The organism is Actinoplanes sp. NPDC051411 (genome assembly GCF_040682075.1).
Lineage (GTDB): Bacteria > Actinomycetota > Actinomycetes > Mycobacteriales > Micromonosporaceae > Actinoplanes.
Map to the genome: position 1 here is coordinate 24,967 of NZ_JBFBAD010000080.1, position 21,736 is coordinate 46,702.

The window sequence follows — 21,736 nt, forward strand, 5'->3', positions numbered from 1 at the left end:
ACCTCGGCCAATGGCAGGAGCAGCCAGAATTGCCCGTGTATCGGCCGACGGCACATTTCGAAGAGCCAGCCGTGAGCGCTAACAAACTGGTGGCTAATTTCACCACATTGGAAGGCCGATAATTGTTACGTCAGCACGGCCCGCGGAGTCCATCGACGGCGCCGTCCGGTTCCGCGGGATCGCATACCGTTGACAGGCCTGGTCGCGTACGTTTCGATCGACGGCTGATGGAAGACGTCGCCTGTGCAGCGCAGAGCACCCGCTGGTTCGACGTCGGGGTCAGCTCGGAGACCGATCCGCACCGGGCCGGGGTGGCGGCGGCGTCCCGAGCGCTCACGGGCCCGGATCCCCGGCTGCTGGTGGTGTTCTGCTCGATCCGTCTGGATCCGCACGCGGTGCTCGCCGGCATCGCGGAGGTTGCCGCCGGGATCCCGCTGATCGGCTGTTCCTCCGGCGCCGAGATAAGCGCCGAGGGCCCCGCCACCGGCCTGGTGACGATCGCCGCGTTCGGCGGCTCCGGTTTCACCGTACGGACCAGCGCCGCGACCGGAACCCGGACGGCAGCACGCGAAGGCGGCATCGAGGTGGCCCGCTCGGCCTTCGCCGGGATGGACGGCACGAACCAGCTGATGCTGCTGTTGACCGACGGCCTGGTCGAGGACCAGGACGACATCATCGGCGGGGTCTACGAGATGCTGGGCGCCGGCGTGGCCCTTGCCGGCGGCGCCGCGGGCACGGCCCTTCTCGCCGACGGCGCCACTGCCAACACCTTTCATCTGTACGATGGCGAAGTTCTCACCGACGCCGTCGTGGCCGCGGCGATCACATCCGACGGGCCGCTGGGAGTGGCGATGCGGCACGGTTTCCGCGAGGTCGGGGAGCCCATGGTGGTGACCCGCAGCCGCGACGGTCGCATCTACACCCTCGACAACCGACCGGCGCTGCACGCCTACCTGGACCGGTTGGGCGCGCCGGCCGAGGCCTACCACGACAAGACGGCGTTCGTCGCGTTCTCCAGGTTGCGTCCACTGTGCGTGCTGCGGCGCGCGACGGAGGAGGTCCGCTTCGTCACCGAGCACGCCGACCTCGACGAGGGTTCGCTGGTGTGTGTCGGCGACGTCCCGGAGGGTGGCGTGGTCTGGCCGCTGGAATCGGACGCGGAGAGCACCATCGAGGCGGTCGACAGCGCCTGGCCGGCCGCCGTCGATGCACTGGGAGGCCGGCCGGCGCTGGGCTTCCTCGCCTTCGACTGCGGGGTCCGGCAGGACATCCTGAGCCAGACCCCCACCGGCGACCGGGTGGCCGAGGAGGTCGGCCGCATGGTTCAGCAGGCAGACGACCGGCCGTTCATCGGTTTCTACACGTGGGGTGAGATCGCCCGGACCCGGGGCGTCAACGGACTGCACCACCAGTCCCTCGTCGTACTGGCTGTCGGCTGATCTCAGATGTACGACATCGCCGCCGCCCTGGTCGTACAGCAACTAGCCGAATTCCTCGGCGCGCTGTCGGAGGTCTCCGACGTGCCGAACACGTACCGCACCGCCACCATGCGCGCCGCGCGCGCTCTGGACGCCGAGATGGTCGCGGTGTTACGCGGCGATGCGATAGCGGCCGCGGTCGGGTTCCCGGCGGGTCAGGCACCGGTGGGTGACCTGCTGGCGGTCGTTTCCGGTGAGCGGGCCACGGTCGAGGTGCCGGGCTGTGGCGCGTGCCCGGCGATCTTCGCGCCGAGTGCCAGCGGGCCGGCCGAATATCTGGTGGTGGCGCGCGGCGGCGCGGGTGGCTTCACGGTCGAAGAGGCAAGCCTCGTACGCGGCATGGCACGGGTGCTGGAATTGCACGTCCATATGTTGAAGAGCCTGGCCGCCGAGCGCAGCCAGGCGGCACGCAACAGCGAGCTCGTCGATTCGCTGAGCGAGCGCCAGCGCCTGCTGGAGCACCTGTCCGGAATCCAGCGCGCCATCGCCCGCCGGGCACCGCTGTCGCGGGTCCTCAACATGATCACCGCCGGTGCCCACGAGATGCTGGGCGAGGACGGCGTGGCGCTGTGGCTGCTCGACAGCGACGAGCCGGCCATGCTGGTGATGACCTCGGAGACCGGACTGCCGGAGCAGGTCGTCCGGCAGCCGTCGCGCACCACGGTGGCGGAGGCCGGGACCGCGGGCCGGGCCATCGTCGACGACAACCTGTCGACGGTCGCCGACCCGGGTGAGGTCAGCATGGCGGTGCCGGTCCACGACAGCGGTACGGTCGTCGGTGCCCTCGCGGTGACGGCGCACGGCCTCGACCGCGTGTACGAGAAGCGGGACCACGACATCCTGCACGCCTTCGCCGAGCACGCCAGCCTCGCGGTCACCGACGCGAAGACGTTCCAGGCGCTCAACAAGGCCAGCCACGACCTGATCACCGGGCTCGTGAGCCGCAGCCCGTTCATGGAGCAGCTGCAACGTGGCCTGTCCGTCGCGAGCCATGCGGGCGACCGGCTCGGCCTGTTGTTCGTCGACCTGGACGGATTCAAGCTCGTCAACGATTCGCTCGGCCATGCCGCCGGCGATGCGGTGCTGGCCGAGGTCGGTGCCCGGTTGCGGGCCTGTGTCCGCGCCACGGACACCGTGGGCCGGGTCGGCGGTGACGAGTTCGCGGTCCTGTTGGCCGGTTTCGAGACCGACGACGAGGTGATCGCCGTCGCCGATCGGGTCCTCGACCAGGTCAGCCGGCCGTTCGACCTGACCGGGCAGGATGTCTTCATCGGTGCGAGCGTGGGCGTCACCTTCAGCACGCCCGCCTCTCCGGACGCCGACGCGCTCATCCGTGACGCCGACCTCGCGATGTACCACGCCAAGCGCACCGGCAAGGGGCGGTACGAGGTCTTCCGGCCGGCGATGCAGGAAGCCTTCGAGAAGACCCTGAACCTCGCGACGGATCTTCGCCGGGCACTGGAACGCGACGAACTCGTCGTTCATTACCAGCCGATCTGCACCCTGGCCGACGGCGAGCCGACCGGGCTGGAGGCGCTGGTTCGCTGGCGGCACCCGACGCGCGGGATGGTCGCTCCGATGGAGTTCATCCCGGCGGCCGAGGAGACCGAGCTGATCATTCCGATCGGTCACCGGGTGTTGCGCGAAGCCTGCCGCTCCACCTCCGCGTGGAATCAGCGGCGCGCACTCGCTGGGCTCCCGGAGCTGACCGTCCACGTCAACGTCTCGATCCTGCAGCTGCGAGGCGACACGGTGGAGTTGGTGGCCGAGGTGTTGCGCGAGACCGGGCTGGGTGCATCGCGGCTGGTCCTGGAGATAACCGAATCGTATCCGGCGCTTGATCTCAAGCAGGTCTGCCATCAGTTGCACCGGTTCAAGGATCTGGGCGTGGGACTCGCCATCGACGACTTCGGAACCGGGTATTCGTCGCTGCTGGCGCTGCGCGAGTTTCCGATCGACACGATCAAGATTGACAAGTCATTCGTCGACGACCTCGACCGGCCCGGCGACCGCTCGGAGCTGACCCGCGCCATCGTCCAGTTGGGACACGCGGTGCGGCGGAACGTGATCGCCGAGGGCGTCGAATCGGAACGCCAGCGGAGGGCGTTGCTGGACTGCGGCTGCCGGCTCGGCCAGGGCTACCTCTTCGCCAAGCCTCTGGACCACGCCGCGGCGGCCGCCCTGGTCCTGCCGGGGCCGGCCGCCGGCTCGTTGGAGCCGGCGGCCGGCGCCGGGACTACTTCGTGACCTCGAGGTGGTCGAGGTTGAACCAGCCGGTGTCGGAGCTGCGGTAGGAGACGGTGATCGCGTTGCTACCGGCGGCGAGTTGAACGGCGGTGGTGGCGTCGGCCCAGGTGTTCCAGCTTCCGGTCAAGGGCAGGGAGACCTGTCCCTGGGCGGTTCCGTTGACCGAGACGGTCGCGGTACGGGTTCCGGCGGGCCCGTCGGGTCCGGCGGCGTAGCGCAGGTCGAGGGTGTAGGTGCCGGCGGTGGGTGCGGCGATGTTCTGGGTGACGCCGGGTCCGGGTGCGGTGAAGCAGGCGACGAAACCGGTGCCGGTGTATCCGGGGTGGTCGGTGGCGGTGCAGGCGCCGCCGGCCAGGGCGCCGGTTTCGGCTTCGCAGATCTCATCCGTGCCGCACGGAACGAGAATGTCGGCGGCGTTCTGCGCGCTGATCGTGCCGCCGGCCGAGAGGGCGGTGGCGGTGCCGGTCAACCGGTAGCCGCCCTCCGGCAGGAGCGATGTCGCCGTGACCCGGTAGGTGACGGTGGCACTCCTGCCAGGCAGCAGGGCCGGTACGGGAGGACAGGTGGCGGCGCCGCCGCGCGCGCACGTGACCTTCAACCGCGAGGTGTCCGAGGCGTTCAGGGCGAGTCGTACGCCGAGGTCGGTGACGCCGCTGTTGTTGGTCAGGGTGACCGGAACGTCGTAGGTGGTACCGGCGTTCAGTTGGGCGGGTGCCTGGAGCGTCACGGTCTGCGGATCGGTCCAGGACAGATAGACCGCGTACGCGTCGTGACTGGCCTGGAAGGTGAACGGCAGGGTCACAGCGCCGTGGGTGACCGTGAGGGTCTGGCTGGCGACGACCTCGGGCGTGTAGAGCGGTGTCCGGTCGGGGATGCGATAGATCGTGGCGTGCAGTTTGCCGCCGCGCAGCAGCCACGGCGTGGTGGCCAGTCCGGTGAAGGTGACCGAGCCGGGCCCGGTGTAACCGTCGGAGTCGCCGATCACGGCGACCGCACGCCGGTGAAGTGGGTCCTTGGCGGCGGAGATCGCGGTGGTGCCCACCTGTCCGGAGGTCGTGACGAGTGAGCCGGTCAGATCGGCGTAGGTGCGCATGGCCCACCAGTTGCCGGTGGGGGCCCAGCCACTCGGGGTCTGCCCCAGCACCCCGGTGAGGTTGGGGATCATGCAGCACTGCCAGTTGCCGCGCATCGCGTTGGTGTAGCGGGACTGGGCGAAGCGCGCCAGGTACCAGCTGGTCACGCCGGCGGTCTGCCGGTCGGCGGGCTGGTACTCGTTGGCCGAGAGCGGAAGCTTGGGCAGTCCCGCGGCGGTGAGGTCGTCGGTGATGGCCTGTCCGACGGTGACGGGGTCGTCGACGTCGCCCTCGTCGTGGTTGCTGATCATGTCGGGCACGGTGTGGGCCGTCTTGACGTGGGCGAGCCAGGTCTGCCATTCCGCGGGCATCCGCTGCGGGGTGTAGGCGAACGACGGCCCGGCGATGGTGGCCCGGGGCGCGAGCCGGCGGATCTCGCGGTAGGCGGTGTCCCACATCTGGAAGTACTGGGGCGTGTTGACGCCGGGCCCCCAGAAGAAGGAGAACTCGGGTTCGTTCCAGATGTCGAAGGCGAAGTTCACGCCGGAGGCCTTGAGCGCCGTGATCGTGGTGTCGAGGAAGGTGATGTAGTTCGAGCAGTCGCCGTCGGCGCAGGGCCAGACCGTGTTGCTCGGTTCACCGGCGTTGGCCCCGTAGAGGTCGCTGAGCAGCACCTGATACTGCACGGGACGGTCGGAGGTCTTCTGCAGGCGTTTCGCCTGGGCGACGATCGAGGTGATGTCGGCCTTGGTGGCGTCGCCGTAGGTGTAGTTGTCCTTGATCCAGCCGCCCGAGAACCACCCGCCGCCGCGGAAAGCGTTGACGTGCAGCGGTTTGAGGTACTGGTCGTCGGGCTGGCCGCCGTCCTCGGTGATGCCGTAGAGGAAGCCTTCGCCTACGCCGGTGGCCGGTCCGGTGGTCGCGGCGAGGTTCACGCTGAGTGCCTTCGCGGCCGGGTCGTCTGCCGCGGCGGGATTCCCGGACGCGGCGACGAGCGGGACGGCCAGCGTCACGATGATGGCGGCCGCCAGGGTGGCGCGGCGGCCCTTCGATCTGGTTGTCATCGGGTGATCACCTCTGTTCGTGCACGGAGATCGGTGGGCAGGGACGATCGACGCGCCTGGGCCCTGCCGTGGGCCAGGCGTGTGGGAGGGTCGGGCTGGGTGCAGGGGTGCGGGGGTGCGGGCCTACCCGGCCGCCGGGACGGGGCCGGTGCTGGAGCGCAGCGAGATCGGTGGGACGAGCAGCAGATGGCGTAACGGCGCGTCGGGCGCGGCGATGCGCTCGAGCAGCAGATCGACGGCGTGCCCGCCCATTTCGATGGTGGGCACGTCGGCGGCGGTCAACGGAGGCCGGAAGTCCTCGGCCCAGTGCCGGGCGGCGACGCCGGCGAGGGAGAAGTCGCGGGGAACGCGGACCCCGGCCCGTTCGAGGGCGCGCTGGATGCCGGGCAGGGCCGCTTCGTTGACGGTGACGGCGGCGGTGATCTCGCGATGGTCCTCGCGAAGCCGCTGGATGCAGTCCTCGCCGGCGGCGGCGTCATCGCCGCAGGTCAGGGCGAGGCTGTTCAGGTTGCGCTGGGTGGCGGCCTCGGTGAAGCCTTCGAGGGCGCGCTGGGCCGGTCCGTAGCCGGCGGCGACGAGTTCCGGTGAGCGGTTGATCAGCGCGATGTCGCGGTGACCGAGGTCGGCCAGGTGGTGGACGCAGCGGGCGATCAGGGTGCCGTAGTCGATGTCGACCCAGCAGGTGCCGTCCGGGTTGGCGGTGTGTCCGATGGTGACGAACGGCAAGCCGGCCTGCTGGAGCCGGCTGACGCGTTGGTCCTCGAGCCGGATCTCCATCAGGATGACGCCGTCGACGCGCCGTCCCGAGGTGATGCGTTCGAAGGAGCGGTCGTGGTCGCCGCCCGACGGTGAGAGCAGCACATCCAGGTCGGCGCGGGCGGCCGCCTCGACGACGCTGGCCACGAAGCCGAGTTGCATGTCGGTCAGGCGCAGGCTGGCCGGGGGGATGACCAGGCCGATCGTGCGGGTCCGGCCCTCTTTCAGAGCGCGGGCGGCGGCGTTGGGCCGGAAGTCCAGCTCGTCGATGACCGCCTGGATCCGGCGCCGGGTCTCCTCGGTGACCGGCCGTTTGCCGCTGAGCGCGTACGACACGGTGCTGCGCGACACCCCGGCCCGGCGGGCGATCTCGCCGATGTTCATGTCGTCTCCCCTTGCCCGCGGGCGGCCAGCACGCGTCGTGGACATCATGACGCACCGAGCCGTCCGGGCAGCCCTTCGGGCGTAGCGTCCTCGGGCCCAGCGCCGTCGGAACCAGCGCCGTCGGAACCAGCGCCGTCGGAACCAGTGCGCCGTCGGAACCAGCGTCGAATCGGTTCGCTGCTAACGTAGAACCGCGCTCGCGGATATGTCAACGTTGCTTCGCCGGTGTGAACCGAATATTGCCGCTTCCTAGGCCATTGTCTTGACCCCACCTCGAAGACGGCCCTACTGTGCCGTCGAACCGGTTCGTCGAACCGGTTCGCACCCCATAGGTGAAGGGGCTCAACTCATGAAGAACAATCCTCGGGGACGGCGAGCCGCGGCCGCCGCGTTGGCCGCCGTCGTCGTGACCACCACCTTGGCCGCCTGCTCCGCCGGTTCGTCCGGCTCCGGGTCCTCGGGCGGCACCGGCGGCGCGTACCAGATCTGGGACCCGTATCCGCAGTTCGACAACAGCTCGCCGTGGGTCAGCCTGCTGACCAAGTGCGGCACGGACGCCGGCGTGACGGTCAAGCGCACCGGCTATGACACCTCGGACCTGACCAACAAGGCCTTGCTCGCCGCGCAGCAGGACAACTCACCGGACGTGCTGATCGTGGACAACCCGGTGATCTCCACCCTGGCCGAGGCGGGCGCGCTGGCCACCACCGGCGACACCAAGCTCGACACCTCGGCCATGCTGCCCAACCTGCTCGGAGCGGGCCAGACCGGCGGCAAGACCTACGGCGTACCGATCGGCGCCAACACCCTCGCGCTGTACTACAACAAGAAGGTCCTGGACGCCGCCAAGGTCGATCCGTCGAGCATCAAGGACTGGACGTCGCTGACCGCCGCGCTGGCCAAGGTGAAGGCCGCCGGCAAGAAGGGCATCACCTTCTCCGGCATCGGCACCGAAGAGGGCAGCTTCCAGTTCCTGCCCTGGTTCTGGGGTTCAGGAGCGAACCTGACCCAGCTCGACTCCGCCCAGGGCGTCTCGGCGCTCGCGCTGTGGACGGGCTGGCTCAAGGACGGCTACGCCCCGAACTCGGTCATCAACAACACCCAGACCACCAGCTGGCAGGAGTTCGCCGCCGGCGACTACGCCTTCGCCGAGAACGGCACCTGGCAGCTGGCCAACGCGAAGAAGACCGGCTTCGAGTACGGCGTGATACCGATCCCGGCCAGCACGGGCGGCACCGCACCCGCGCCGACCGGCGGCGAGTTCGTCTCGGTCCCCGTACAGAGCGACACCGCCCGCTACACCACCTCGGCGAAGATCGTCAGCTGCCTGACCGGCAGCGACAACCTGCTCGCGACCGACACCACCCTGTCCTACGTGGCGCCGACCGATGCCGTCCAGCAGAAGCAGGTCGCGGCCGACCCCGAGCTGAAGGTGTGGGTCGACGCGGTCAAGGCCGCCAAGGGCCGCACCGGCGACAACCTCGGGACCAGATATCCCCGGATCTCCGAACCGATGTGGGGCGCGGTGCAGGCGGCGCTGAGTGGTTCCAAGTCACCCCAGGCCGCGATGACCGCCGCCCAGACCACGGCCGCGTCCGCCACCAAGTGATCCGGTCATGACCCGATCCGATGCCTCCCTCGCGGTACACGGGACGCACGATGCCGAGGGTGCGGCGCCGGCCGCGCCCCCGGCCGGCTCCGGCCGCCGGCCGTCCGGACGCTGGGCCGCCTGGGCCTTTCTCGCTCCGGTCCTGGTCTACCTGGCGCTGTTCTACGCCTACCCGATGTACCGCAACCTCGACCTGAGCCTGCGCGACTACACCGTGCGGTCCTTCGTTCAGGGCGGCGCGCCGTTCATCGGCCTCGACAACTACCGGCGGGTGTTCGCCGACCCCACGTTCTGGCCCGCGATCACCCACACCCTGGTCTTCACGGTCGTGTCGATCCTCTTCCAGTTCTCCATCGGCATGGCCCTGGCCGTCTTCTTCGTGCAGCACTTCCCGCTCTCGTCCACCCTGCGGGCGCTGTTCCTGGTGCCGTGGCTGCTCCCGCTGATCGTCAGCGCGAGCACCTGGTCCTGGATGCTCAACAGCGACTCCGGCATCGTCAACTGGACCCTCGGCCTGGTCGGTGTGGATCCGGTCAACTGGCTCACCTCACCGTCGTGGTCGCTCGTGTCGGTGATCATCGCCAACATCTGGATCGGGATCCCGTTCAACCTCGTGGTGCTGCACAGCGGCCTGCAGGCGATCCCGGAGACCGTCAACGAGGCCGCCGCGCTCGACGGGGCCAACGGCTGGCAGCGGTTCTGGCGCATCACCTTCCCGCTGATGCGGCCGGTGTCGGCGATCACGCTGCTGCTCGGCCTGGTCTACACGCTCAAAGTCTTCGACATCATCTGGATCATGACCAAGGGCGGGCCGACCGACTCGTCGACCACGTTCGCCACCTGGTCGTACCGGCTCGGATTCGGCAGCCTGCTCCCCCGGTTCGGCCCCGGAGCCGCCGTCGGGAACCTGCTCATCATCCTGGCGCTGATCTTCGGCTTGATCTACATCCGCGTACAGCGCCGGCAGGAGGCGTCATGACCCGGCCGCTCAAAACCGCCGTCGGCGTCGTGCTCACCGCGGTCATGCTGTTCCCGCTGTACTGGATGATCAACGTGTCCTTGACCAGGGACACCGACATGCGCCACGACCCGCCCTATCTGATCCCGGTCCACGGCACCCTCGAGGGCTACCGGGCCGTCGTCGACCAGCAACTGCCGTACCTGGGCAGCAGCCTGCTCATCGGCGTCGGCACCGTACTGCTGACCGTCGTGCTGGCCGCCCCGGCCGGCTACGCCCTGGCGAAACTGCGCCCCCGCGGAGCACGGCTGATCAGCCTCGTCCTGCTCGTCGCGCAAATGATCCCCGGCATCATCATGGCGATGGGTTTCTACGCCGTCTACCTCAGGGCCGGCGTGCTGAACACCCTGCCCGGGCTGATCCTGGCCGACTCGACGATCGCGGTGCCGTTCGCCGTTCTGATCTTCACCGCGTTCATGTCCGGCATCCCCGAGGAACTCACCCAGGCCGCGCTCATCGACGGCGCCTCCCGGTGGCGCACCTTCCGCTCGGTCATCCTGCCGGTATCCCGCAACGCGATTGTCACCGTCAGCCTGTTCGCGTTCCTCTGGGCCTGGTCCGACTTCGTCTTCGCCAGCACGCTCGACGGCGGCGGCACCCACCAGCCCGTCACCCTCGGCATCTACCACTACATCGGCAACAACAACCAGCAGTGGAATGCCATCATGGCCACCGCCGTGATCGCCTCCATCCCGACCGCGATCCTGCTGATCATCGCTCAGCGCTACGTCGCGGCCGGGATCACCGCCGGCGCGGTCAAGGACTGACCGGCCCCGTCCCATCAGAAAGCAGGCACCGTGCCGGGTCCCACCTTCTCCATTCTCGACATCCCGTTCTCCTACCGAGGATCGTGGCTCGACATCTCGCCGGTCATCGCCGAGAAGACCTACGCCGAGGACCTGCACCTCGTCTCCCACCAAACCGGCATGCACCCCGTCCTGCGCTTTCTCCCCCTGCACAACGACCACCGGGCGACCACCCGGACCACCGCCACTCCTTCGCTGCTCACCTGGCACCACGAACACGACGACACCCTGCGCATCGAGGCGACCTACCAGAGCGCCGGCACCATCCGCGTGCGCGGCACCGGCCTGGGCCTGCGCCTCGAAGCCGCCGCGACCACCTTGACCCCGTTCAGCGGCAGCTACTTCTACCGCGACCCGGTCGACGACGCCTACGTGCTCACGTCCTACGAGACCGGACGCCGCTACCGGATCACCGCGCGTACCCCGGCGACCATCCGGACGGCCGGGCTCGAGGCCCTCGGCCGAGCCGACCGCCACCTCACCCTGCCGGCGGGCCGGCCGTGGGAAATCGCCATCGAGGAACAGCCGGCCACCCGCGGCACCCCCGGCGCCGCGCTGTCCTTCGACGACACCGTCGCCGCGGCGGCGGCCCAGTTCGCCGCCTTCGTCGAGGCGATAGCTCCCTGGCGCGGCGAAGCCACGCCCGCGGCCGAGCTCGCCGCGTACGTGTTGTGGTCGGCCACCGTGAACCCGGCCGGCTTCCTCACCCGGCCCGGCGTCCTCATGTCGAAACACTGGATGGACAAGGTGTGGAGCTGGGACCACTGTTTCAACGCGCTCGCCCTCGCCGGCGGCGAGCCGGCTCTGGCGTGGGACCAGTTTCAGCTTCCCTTCGACCACCAGGACCCGGCCGGCGCGTTGCCGGACTCGATAACCCACTCCGAGGTGCTCTACAACTTCGTCAAGCCGCCCATCCATGGATGGGCCCTCCGCCGGCTGCGCCCCCGGCTCGACCTCGGCCGCGATGAGCTCGCCGGCGCCTACCGTCAGCTGGCCGCCTGGACCCGCTTCTGGCTCGACCACCGCCGTACGCCCGGGCACCCGCTCGCCCACTACCAGCACGGCAACGACAGCGGCTGGGACAACGCCACCACCTTCGACCACGGCCGCCTCATCGAGACCGCCGACCTGTCCGCTTTCCTGATCCTGCAACTGCGCGAACTCGCCGCCATCGCCACCGACCTCGAACAGCCCGGCGAGGCCCGGCAATGGCAGAAAACCGCGGACGAGCTCCGCGACGCCCTCTTCGCCGAGCTCTGGCAGGACGACCAGTTCACCGCCCGGTCCGCCGTCACCGGCCGGTCCCACCACAGCCGCAGCCTGCTCAACCTCATGCCGATCGTCCTCGGCGCCGAACTGCCCGACGACATCAGCGCCGCCCTGGCCAAGCGCCTCGCCGGGCACCTCACCGAACACGGTCTGGCCACCGAACCGGTCGACTCGCCCGACTACGCCGCCGACGGCTACTGGCGCGGGCCCATCTGGGCGCCCACCACCGTGCTCATCGAGGACGGTCTACGCCGCGCCGGCCACCACGAACTCGCCGACACCATCAGCGCACGCTTCCGGGCCCTCTGCGAGAAATCCGGGTTCGCCGAGAACTTCGACGCCCAGACCGGCGTCGGGCTCCGCGATCGCGCCTACACGTGGACCGCCAGCAGCTACCTCATCCTCGCCGCCGGGCATGGCCGTAGCCCTCGTCGTGGATCCGGCCAGGAGCGATAACCCGCCGGTGAGCCCGGGTCTTCTACGCCGCTTGCCGCAGCGACATCACCGCCCACGGCGAAAGGTCGACGTCGAGGTCGAGCACGCCGTCGTCCGGCACGGTCACCGTGTACCGGAGGAGCGAGCCGGCGACCGCGTTCAGGTATTCGCTCTCGGCCCGGGACGGATTGAGTGGGGACCCGAGCCGGTGCCAGGCCTCGGCGACGTTCCCGTGTTCCCCGTCCAGGATCTCGACGAGGAACGTGGTCCCCGGCTCCAGCCCACCGATCGAGTGGTGGATTCTCCGGGTCGGCCCCGTCTCGGCCAGCGCGCGAGTGGCCTCGTACGAGTTCGCCGAGCCGACGCTCCGCAGCGCCATCTCCTCGGGATAGTTGAAGAAGAGGGCGGACAGGGCCGACGTCCGGCTGTCGCGGGTGACGACGCCGTGCGGCGTCTGAAGGAGCAGCCGGTCACCGAGCCGCTCGAGCATCGTGAACGCGTGGTAGGTCGGCTTGGCGATGCCGGCCTCGTTCACCAGCCCGAACCCGCCGTGAAACGGTCCGAGCCCGGCGCCTCCCTCTTCGAACACGTCGGTGAACGTCCAATAGGAGAGGGAATCGGCGAGAGCGGCGCATTTCAGGTACGCCCGCGCGATGTACGTGGCCGCGAAGAGGCTGTCGTGGACGAAGTCCCGGGCCGACGGCGAGGTCGACCATTCGGTGATGTGGATCTCCGCATTCGGATACGGACTCTTCGTCACCAGCCGGCGAAGGCGGTTCAGGTCGTCGAAGGTCGCGTCGGCGTACCGGGCGATGTGGACCGCCCGGCCGTCGGCGCCGTACGCGAAGTCGGTCGGGTAAAGGTGCGTGGAAACGAAGTCGATCGGCAGTTCCCGCTCCGCGCACCACGCGATGAAGTCCTCGACCCATACCGGGCGCCAGTCGAGGGCGTCCACATCGGACGCGGCAGCCGTCGCGTGCATGGCCGCCCGGTCCTCGACCTCGCCCCGGTAACGATCGTCGGGCACGAAGACGCTCGTCGCGGGCCCACCCACCTTCAGCTCGGAGTCGATCTTCTTGATCGCCACCGCGGTCTGCTCGTAGAGCTCGAAGTATTCGGTTTTGGTGCCCGTCCAGAAATGGGGGACCAGATTCGGTTCGTTCCACACCTCGAACCGCCATTGGCGCACCTCGGCGAGACCGTACCGGTCGATCCAGTGTTCGACCGACGCCGTGACCAGATCGACCCAGCGCGCCATGTCCTTCGGCGGGCTGCCGTGCGCGCCCCACCAGAACACCGTTTCCTGTTTCGTCGCCAGCTCCCGGGGCATGAAGCCGAGCTCGACGAAGGGGCGGACGCCGCGATCGAGAATGAAGTCGAATACCTTGTCCACGTAGCTGAAGGTGTACACCGGCGAGGCCAGGGGCCGGTTCTCGCCGAAGCCGTGACCGTAGCTCTCGCGGTACACGAACATGTCATCGTGGAAGATCCCGTGGAAGCGGATGTACCGGAACCGGCAGGACTCCACCATGTCGGAGAACTGCTGCTGCCAGTCCGCGCGTAGTGCTTCGTTTGCTCGTCCGGCGCCGACGCACGCCGCCCAGACGTGGGGCAGCGCACCTTCGTCACGGAGCTCGCCGTCAATCCGGAACCGCGCTTCGAACCCGTCGTCGTTCGTCATGACTCCACGTTTCTTCTCTGCGGGCGGGAGCGTTTTTCGCCGGCGGGACCTAGCCTTTGACCGCGCCGAGCGACAGGCCGGACTGCCAGTACCGCTGCAGGCTGAGGAACGCGATGATCAACGGAACGATCGTCAGCAACGACGCGGTGATCACCAGGTTCTGGATCAGGGCACCGTTACCGGCCGTCGAACCCAGCTTGTTCCATTCGTTGAGCCCGATCGTGAGGGGATACCAGTTCGGGTCCTTGAGCATGATCAACGGCAGGAAGTAGTTGTTCCAGATCGAGACGAACGAGAAGAGCAGGACCGTCACGCTGGCCGGAGCGAGCATCGGAAGCGCGATCCGGAAGAACGTCCGGAACTCCCCCGCGCCGTCGACTTTCGCGGCCTCGATCAGATCCGTCGGCACGGCCTCGGCCGCGAACACCCACATCAGATACAGCCCGAACGGGTTGATGAAGGACGGTATGAGGACGGCCAGTGGCGTGTTGGTGATGCCGAGCAGCGCGAACAGCAGGAACTGCGGAATCGCCAGCGCGATGCCCGGGACCGCGATCGACCCCAGGACGACGAAGAGAAACACCCGCTTGCCGCGGAAACGCAGCTTCGCCAGGGCGTAGCCGCCGAGCGCGGCCAGGAACGTCGATACCGTGGCGCCCACGACGACGTACATGACGGTGTTGAGGAGCCAGCGGGAGAAGATCCCGTCCTGGTACCGGAACACCTCGACGATGTTGTCCCACAGGGCGAACTTGCGCCCGGGCGCGAGCCCGAACGAGGAGACGAAGTCGCCCTGCGATTTCGTCGCGTTGATGACCAGCCAGACGAGTGGCAGCAGGCAGTAGAGGGTGAACACGCCCGTCATGAGGGTGACCGTCAGGCTCTTCTTCGGGTTCTCGACCGTATAGAGCCGAGAGCGGTTCGACACGACCGCGACAGCGTCCCCGGATTCGGCTCGGGTACTAGTGATCGAAGGCATTCCGCAGTCCCCTGATCTGAACGGCATAGGCGACGGCGATCGTTATCGCCGCCATCACCAGCGCGAGTGCGGCCGCATAGCCCTGCTGGGATCCGGTGAAGGCGAGGCTGTAGGCGTAGAGGTTGGGTGTGTAGTAGGTGGTGATACCGCTGTTCGCCACCATCGACGGCAGGATCTGCGGCTCGTTGAACATCTGGAACGTGCCGATGATGGAGAAGATGACCGCGATGACCAGGGATCCACGAAGGGCGGGCAGCTTGATTCGGCGGATCATCTGAAGTTCGGTCGCGCCGTCGAGCGCGGCCGCCTCGTACAGGTCGCGGGGAACGGCTTTGAGCACCGCGTAGAAGATGAGCATGTTGAAGCCGGTGAAGGCCCACGTCACCATCACCCCGATCGAGATCAGGGTGGTGCTCGGGGTGAAGGGGTCGAGGTCGGTGCCGAGGGCGGAGTTCAGGCTGCCGAACAGTCCGTATTTGACGCCGAGCATGAACCCCCACATCAGCGTCGACACGACCGCCGGCACCGCGTACGGAAGGAAGATGGACACCCGCAGGAACCGGGTGCCGTTCAGTCGCCGGGAGTCGAGCGCCAGCGCCAGGACCATGGCGAGGAGCAGCATGACGGGAACCTGGACGAGCGTGAACCGGAAGACCCGGCTCACGCCGTTCCAGAACTGCGGGTCGTGCAGGAGTTTGCTGTAGTTGGCCAGTCCGGCGAACGTGTTGCCGCCGATCAGCTTGTTCTGAAAGAGGCTGAGGTAACCGGCGTACAGGATCGGCACGACGTACACCAGGGCGAACAACATTCCGAACGGCGCGATGAACGCCAGCCCGATATTCCTTCCGGTTCTCTGCTTTTCCAAGGCGCGTCTCCTCGTGCCGCCGATGGACAACCGTCAGTCCACCTGGAAACCCTGCTCATTCCCGTACTTGATCATTTGCTGTTTCCACTGCTCGAGGATTTCGGCGAGCGAGCCCGTGCCGGTGGTGTAGAACTTGGTCACCAGGTCGCCGTAGGTCGATCGGGCCCATTCGAAGAAGGGCGGGAACTGCCAGCCGCTCGCGACGCTGTCCGAGGCTTCGGCCAGCACCGCCCCGACCTTCTGGTCACCGAAGTACTTGTTCGGCTTGTTCTGGTTGTCGGTACTGCTCAGCACGGAGGTGTTCGGCACGAAGGCGCCCTCGGCGACGCGGGGGGCGAGTCCTCCGCCGTGCGTGAAGTACTCGAGAAACTTGAACGCCGCGTCCTTGTTCTTCGCGGCCGCCGGCACGCCGAAGGAGCTTCCGCCGTTCTCGGCTCCGACCCGGTCACCCTGATTCCATTGCGGCATCAGGGCGACCCGGAACTTGCCGGCGGCCTTCGGCGCGCGCTCCGGCAGCGTCGAGGTCAGCCAGCCGCCCATGATCTGGGAGGCGAGAGTTCCGTCGTTGAGGGTGCGGTTCCAGTCGTCGGACCAGGCCGTGACCTTGGTGTTGAGCAGGTGCTCGTCCAGCATCTTCTGCCAGAACGCGACCGCCTTGGTGGTACCCGCGTCGGTGAAGTCGATGTGCACCTTGGTGCCGTCGACCTTGAACGGACGGCCGCCGGCCTGCCAGATCAACGAGAGAAGGAAGAAGAGATCGCCGGTGTCCTGGGCGATGTAGTAGTTGCCGCCCAGTGCGCGCACCTTCTTCGCGTCCTGGTAGTACTCGTCCCAGGTCGCGGGAGGCTGGTTCACACCCGCCTTCTTGAGCGTGACGGCGTTGTAGAACATCGCCGACGGACCGTAGTCCGAGGGCAGCGCGTAGACCTTCCCGTTCACCGTCACGTCGTTCCAGGCGGCCGGGACGTAGTCGTTCTTGAGATCCTGGACGCCGTACTTCTGCAGATCCGCGAGCTTGCCCGGGATGGCGAAGTAGGGCACCGCGAAGTACTCGAACATCGCCAGATCGGGTACGCCGGAGTGAGCCTGTATCGCATTGTCGAGCGCCGTGTACTCGTCGAACGACGAGCCGGCATTGACGACCTTGACCTTGATGCCGGGGTTCTGCGCCTCGAAGCCGGGCACCGACTTGGCAACGGTGCCGTCCCAGCTCCAGACGGTGAGGTTGACCTGCTTGCCGGCGCTGTCGCCGCCGTCGCCGGAGCCGCCGGTGCAGGCGGCCAGCAGGAGCACCGGCACGAGTAGTGCGGCAAGGTGACCGGCCTGCTTCTGGAAGAGCCTCACGTACGCCTCCTGACGTCCATGAATGCGACCGAAACTTTTTCGCAACATATTCGAGATGCCGCGGACGCTACCCGGGGCCCTTCAGCACGTCAAGGATTCGTCGATGGGCCGCCGGACGGGAGAATGCGTGTAACGTGGGCCCGCATCTTCGAAACATTTTCGACGTGGGATCGGAGTCTCGGTGAGCGGGCGACCTCATACCCGGCGTGCCACGTTGGCGGACGTCGCCCGGCTGGCCGGCGTCTCGCCGGCCACCGCCTCGAAAGTCCTCAACGGGCGCACCGACGTGGCGGCGAACACGCGCGACCTGATCCTGCGGGTCATCGAGGAGACCGGCTACCAGCCGACGACGGCGCGCAGGGATGTGCGCCGCAACCAGACTCTGGTCACCGTGCTCGACATCGTGGAGTCCCGCTATGCCGGCACGGTGCTGCAGGGAATCCTGGCCGCGGCGACCGCCGCACAGGCCGAGCTCCTCCTGCGCCTGCCGCCCCACGGGTGGAGCGGCACGAGCCGGGGAGCGGCCCGCACCTGGGTCGAGGAGCTGCGGGCCGCGGGCGCCGTCGGATTGATCGCGCTCGCCGTCGCCGTGCCCGACTCGGTGCTCCTCGCGGCGCAGGACGCGGAGCTGCCGGCGGTCGCGATCGACCCGATCGACACCACCGACTCACGTGTGGTGAGCATCGGTTCCACCAACTGGGCGGGCGGCCGTTCGGCGACCGAGCACGTCATCAGACTCGGCCACCGCAGGATCGCCTGGATCGGCGGCCCGCTGGGCTCCGCCCCCTCGGCCGAACGATTCCACGGATATCAGGCCGCCCTCCACTCGGCCGGCATCACCTCCGAGCCCGTGCTGATCCGCCACGACACGTTCTCCGTCGAGGCGGGTCGCCGGCACGCGGACGAGATCCTGACGCTGGGCGACAAGCCGACGGCGATCGTCGCGGGCAACGACGAGATCGCGGTCGGGGTGCTCGCGGCGGCCAAGGAGCTCGGCATCGCCGTCCCGGGCGAACTGTCGGTCACCGGGTTCGACGACACGCCCCAGACCCAGTGGACCACCCCCCGGCTGACCTCGGTCATGCAGCCCCTCGTCGGCATGGGCCGGATGGCCGTCGAGACCGTCCTCGGCATGGCCGCGGGCGTCCAGCCCGCCTCCCGGCACCTCCAGCTGGCGACGACCCTCAACATCCGGGACTCGACCGGTCCCGTGCCCTCGTCGTGATGCCGCGGCCCGAAAAGTAGCGGTTCCGCCGGAAGTCACATCCGATAGCAATTCCTGCGGCAATGAATTCGAAAAGCCGCATGAAAAGCCGTTATGGATGGCGAGGCCAGAAGGTCTGCACCCGACGCGCAATTAGCCACTTGAATGTGTCGAAACATTCTGGCAACCTCGCGAATCGAGGTGTTAACGTTCTCAATCCCCGGACCTCCCGGGGCCGTTGCCTGTTGGGCGCTAACACCTGCGCGGACGTCCTCGCCGCTGCGGGCGCCTCACCCCCGATAACCGGCGCGGCCGTCCTCGGCGGCAGGCGCGGAAAGGCAATGCCATGAACAGAATAAGAGGCCGTCTACGCGCGGCCGTCGCGGTGCTTGCCGCGGCCCTGCTCGCTGCCGCGGCGGCGGTCGTCGGCCCACCGGCCACCGGCGCACTGGCCGCGACGAGTCAGGCGTGCGACATCTACGCCGCCGGCGGCACCCCGTGCATCGGTGCCCACAGCACCACGCGCGCGCTGTTCGGGTCGTACAACGGACCGCTCTACCAAGTGCAACGGGCCTCGGACAAGGCGTACTCGGACGTCGGCCTGCTCTCGGCCGGCGGCTACGCCAACGCGGCGGCCCAGGACTCGTTCTGCGCCGGCACGTCCTGCACCATCACGAAGATCTACGACCAGACCACCAACCACAACGACATGCCGATCTCGTGGGGCGGCTACTGGAAAGGCCCGGGTCCGAACGGCGCCGACGTGGGGGCCGACGCCAAAGCTCTGCCGCTCACCGTCGCGGGCCACCCGGCGTACGGGATCAAGGTCACCCAGGGCGTCGGTTACCGGGTCGACAACGCCCGCAACGCGCCCACCGGCTCACACCCCGAGGGCATCTACATGGTCACGTCCTCGAACTCGGTCGACCAGTGGTGCTGCTTCGACTACGGCAGCGGCGAGAACTCCCACACCGACACCGGAAACGCCACGATGAACGCGATCGAGTGGGGTACCGCGTGCTGGTTCGGCGGTTGCGTCGGCAGCGGGCCGTGGGTCGAGGCCGATCTCGAGAACGGCATGTACCACACGAACACCGGTTCCAATAAGGACGCTTCCAACTCGGGCGTGCACTTCCCGTTCGTCAGCGCCTGGGAGAAGAACAACGGCACCAGCAACTTCGCGCTCAAGTACGGCAATGCCAACAGTGGCGGGCTGACCACGACGTTCTCGGGACCGCTGCCGAACGGCTACTCGCCGATGAAGACCGACAGCTCGCTGCTGCTCGGCACCGGCGGCGACAACAGCGTCACCGGGATCGGCTACTTCTTCGAGGGCGCGATCACCTCCGGCTACCCGTCGGACGCCACCGAGAGCGCGGTCCAGTCCAACATCACGGCGGCCGGGTATTCCTTCGGCAGCGGCGGCAGCGGCGGCCCGTCCAACGTGGAGCTCGTCGGCGGACAGTCCGGCCGTTGCCTCGACGTCACCGGCCAGAGCACCACCAACGGCACTCAGCTGCAGATCTGGGACTGCTCCGGCAACGCCGGAGAACGGTTCACCTATACGTCCGGCAAACAGCTGCAGGTGTACGGCAACAAGTGCCTCGACGCGAACAACCAGGGCACCAGCAACGGCACCGGCGTCATCATTTGGGACTGCAACGGCCAGGCCAACCAGCAATGGAACCTCAACGCCAACGGCACCATCACCGGCGTTCAGTCCGGGCTGTGCCTGGACGCGAACGGCGCCGCCACCGCCAACGGCACCAAGGCGATCCTCTGGACCTGCAACGGCGGTTCCAACCAGCAGTGGACTCAGCGCAGCTGACCCGACGAGAGGGAATCCGATGTACCCGACACATCACCGGGACGGCCGTCGCTGGCTGACCCGCCTGGCCGTGCTCCTGCTCGCCGTGAGCGCGGCCGGCTGGTTCGTCGACGTCCGGCCGGCCGCTCCCGCGCACGCGCTGGCCAACAACCTGGCGCTGACCCCGCCGATGGGCTGGAACGACTGGAACGCTTACGGCTGCAACGTCTCCGAGACGCTGGTCAAGCAGACCGCGGACAAGATGGTATCGGCCGGCCTGGCCGGCGCCGGTTACCAGTACGTCAACATCGACGACTGCTGGATGCAGCACAGCCGCGACTCGGCCGGCAACCTCCAGCCCGACTTCACCAAGTTCCCCGACGGCATCTCCGGCACCGCCGCCTACGTGCACTCCAAGGGCCTGAAGCTCGGCATCTACGAGGACGCGGGCACCGCGACGTGCGCCGGCTACCCGGGCAGTCTCAGCCATGAGACCCAGGACGCCCGGTCGTTCGCCTCCTGGGGCGTCGACTACCTGAAGTACGACAACTGCAACAACAACGGAAGCTCGACGACCCAGCAGTACATCGCCCGTTACTCGGCGATGCGCGACGCACTCGCCGCCACCGGGCGCCCGATCGTCTACAGCATCTGCGAATGGGGCGTGAACTCGCCCTGGACCTGGGCCGGCAGCGTCGGCAACCTGTGGCGCACGACCGGCGACATCCAGGCCAACTACGGCAGCATGCTCTCGATCTTCCACCAGAACGTCGGCCTGTCCGCCTCCGCCGGGCCGGGCCAGTGGAACGACCCCGACATGCTCGAGGTCGGCAACGGCATGTCGGCCACCGAGGACCGCGCCCACTTCAGCCTCTGGGCCGAGATGGCCGCGCCCCTGCTGGCCGGCAACAACCTCGTCAACGCGAGTTCGACCACGCTGTCCATCCTGGGCAACAAGGCGGTGATCGCCGTCGACCAGGACTCGGCGGGCAAACAGGGCCGGATGGTCAGCACCTCGGGCGGCCTCGACGTCCTGGCCAAGCCGCTCGCCAACGGCGACGTCTCGGTGGTGCTGTTCAACGAGAACGCCTCGACCGCCACGATCAGCACCACCGCGTCGGCGATCGGCAAGACCGGCGCCTCGAGCTACACGCTCAACGACCTGTGGGCCGGGACGACCACGACGACCACCGGCTCGATCAGCGCCTCGGTGCCCGGACACGGCGTGGTCATGTACCGGGTGTCCGGCGGCACCACCGGCGGCACCACGACGAGGACCATTCGCGGGAGCGCATCGGGTCGGTGCCTGGACGATCCGAACGGCACGACCACCAACGGAACGCAGGTCGTGATCTGGGACTGCAACGGCGGCGCCAACCAGCAATGGACCTACACCGGCGGCAAGCAGCTCCAGGTGGTCGGCAAGTGCCTGGACGCCTACAACAACCAGACCTCCCCCGGCACCAAGGTCGAGATCTGGGACTGCAACGGCCAGGTCAACCAGCAATGGAACGTCAACTCCGACGGCAGCATCACCGGCGTCCAATCCGGACTGTGTCTGGATGTGGCCGGCGGCGCCACGGCCAACAACACCGCGGTTCAGTTGTGGACCTGCAACGGCGCGTCCAACCAGGCGGCCCCGAGCGCGCCGACCAGCTGCGGGAGTGGGCCGAGACCGCGGCCGCCCAGGGGTACGCGGTCAGCCACGGCGAGCGCG

At 68.2% G+C, this 21,736-nt stretch carries 15 protein-coding genes; 9 read left to right on the top strand and 6 right to left on the bottom strand.

From position 1 onward, the window contains the following. Positions 1 to 227: 227 nt before the first annotated feature. Positions 228 to 1,439: an FIST N-terminal domain-containing protein gene (locus AB0M88_RS34930; protein ID WP_364110076.1), complete on the top strand. Its 1,212-nt coding sequence runs from the start codon at positions 228 to 230 to the stop codon at positions 1,437 to 1,439. Between the two features lie 6 nt (positions 1,440 to 1,445). Further along, positions 1,446 to 3,725: an EAL domain-containing protein gene (locus tag AB0M88_RS34935; protein ID WP_364110077.1), complete on the top strand. Its 2,280-nt coding sequence runs from the start codon at positions 1,446 to 1,448 to the stop codon at positions 3,723 to 3,725. Here the strand turns inward: AB0M88_RS34935 and AB0M88_RS34940 are convergent. Both AB0M88_RS34940 and AB0M88_RS34945 read right to left on the bottom strand, forming a co-directional pair. Beyond that, positions 3,715 to 5,862: a CBM35 domain-containing protein gene (locus AB0M88_RS34940; protein WP_364110078.1), complete on the bottom strand. Its 2,148-nt coding sequence runs from the start codon at positions 5,860 to 5,862 to the stop codon at positions 3,715 to 3,717. The two genes, AB0M88_RS34935 and AB0M88_RS34940, sit on opposite strands and share 11 nt — an antisense overlap. Before the next feature lie 123 nt (positions 5,863 to 5,985). Continuing rightward, the gene (locus AB0M88_RS34945) at positions 5,986 to 7,002 is read right to left on the bottom strand and encodes a LacI family DNA-binding transcriptional regulator (RefSeq protein ID WP_364110079.1); all 1,017 of its coding nucleotides are present in this window, start codon (positions 7,000 to 7,002) and stop codon (positions 5,986 to 5,988) included. A gap of 349 nt (positions 7,003 to 7,351) precedes the next feature. Between AB0M88_RS34945 and AB0M88_RS34950 the strand changes: the two genes are divergently transcribed. The 4 genes from AB0M88_RS34950 to AB0M88_RS34965 are packed head-to-tail and all read left to right on the top strand — an operon-like array spanning position 7,352 to position 12,160. Beyond that, positions 7,352 to 8,611 carry an extracellular solute-binding protein gene (locus AB0M88_RS34950; RefSeq protein WP_364110080.1) on the top strand — a complete coding sequence of 420 codons (1,260 nt, stop codon included), beginning with the start codon at positions 7,352 to 7,354 and terminating at the stop codon, positions 8,609 to 8,611. A gap of 7 nt (positions 8,612 to 8,618) precedes the next feature. Then, entirely contained in the window at positions 8,619 to 9,590 is a 972-nt protein-coding gene (locus tag AB0M88_RS34955) for a sugar ABC transporter permease (RefSeq protein ID WP_364110082.1), read from the top strand. Next, complete coding sequence (locus AB0M88_RS34960; protein ID WP_364110083.1) at positions 9,587 to 10,396, top strand: carbohydrate ABC transporter permease; 810 nt, start codon at positions 9,587 to 9,589, stop codon at positions 10,394 to 10,396. The genes AB0M88_RS34955 and AB0M88_RS34960 overlap by 4 nt, the downstream gene beginning before the upstream one ends. 30 nt (positions 10,397 to 10,426) lie before the next feature. Continuing rightward, a complete protein-coding gene (locus tag AB0M88_RS34965) occupies positions 10,427 to 12,160 on the top strand; it encodes a trehalase family glycosidase (protein ID WP_364110084.1) in 1,734 nt (577 codons plus the stop codon). 22 nt (positions 12,161 to 12,182) lie between these two features. On the opposite strand, the gene AB0M88_RS34970 is transcribed toward AB0M88_RS34965, so the two are convergent. Genes AB0M88_RS34970 through AB0M88_RS34985 form a run of 4 tightly spaced genes read right to left on the bottom strand, consistent with a single transcriptional unit; the run spans position 12,183 to position 17,008 of the window. Beyond that, positions 12,183 to 13,820, bottom strand: a complete 1,638-nt coding sequence (locus tag AB0M88_RS34970; protein WP_364110085.1) for a hypothetical protein — start codon at positions 13,818 to 13,820, stop codon at positions 12,183 to 12,185. Positions 13,821 to 13,869: 49 nt separating this feature from the next. Beyond that, the gene (locus AB0M88_RS34975) at positions 13,870 to 14,748 is read right to left on the bottom strand and encodes a carbohydrate ABC transporter permease (protein WP_364110086.1); all 879 of its coding nucleotides are present in this window, start codon (positions 14,746 to 14,748) and stop codon (positions 13,870 to 13,872) included. Positions 14,749 to 14,782: 34 nt separating this feature from the next. Beyond that, positions 14,783 to 15,664, bottom strand: a complete 882-nt coding sequence (locus AB0M88_RS34980) for a sugar ABC transporter permease (RefSeq protein ID WP_364110087.1) — start codon at positions 15,662 to 15,664, stop codon at positions 14,783 to 14,785. A 33-nt stretch (positions 15,665 to 15,697) separates the two neighbouring features. Continuing rightward, positions 15,698 to 17,008: a sugar ABC transporter substrate-binding protein gene (locus tag AB0M88_RS34985; RefSeq protein ID WP_364110088.1), complete on the bottom strand. Its 1,311-nt coding sequence runs from the start codon at positions 17,006 to 17,008 to the stop codon at positions 15,698 to 15,700. 214 nt (positions 17,009 to 17,222) lie between these two features. On the opposite strand from AB0M88_RS34985, the gene AB0M88_RS34990 reads away from it, so the two are divergent. The 3 genes from AB0M88_RS34990 to AB0M88_RS35000 all read left to right on the top strand — a co-directional run. Continuing rightward, on the top strand, positions 17,223 to 18,233 hold the full coding sequence (locus AB0M88_RS34990) for a substrate-binding domain-containing protein (protein ID WP_364110089.1): 1,011 nt from the start codon (positions 17,223 to 17,225) through the stop codon (positions 18,231 to 18,233). 325 nt (positions 18,234 to 18,558) lie between these two features. Then, positions 18,559 to 20,040, top strand: a complete 1,482-nt coding sequence (locus tag AB0M88_RS34995; RefSeq protein ID WP_364110091.1) for an arabinofuranosidase catalytic domain-containing protein — start codon at positions 18,559 to 18,561, stop codon at positions 20,038 to 20,040. A 19-nt stretch (positions 20,041 to 20,059) separates the two neighbouring features. Further along, positions 20,060 to 21,736 (top strand): ricin-type beta-trefoil lectin domain protein (locus AB0M88_RS35000; protein WP_364110092.1); only part of this gene is annotated, 1,677 nt, incomplete at its 3' end.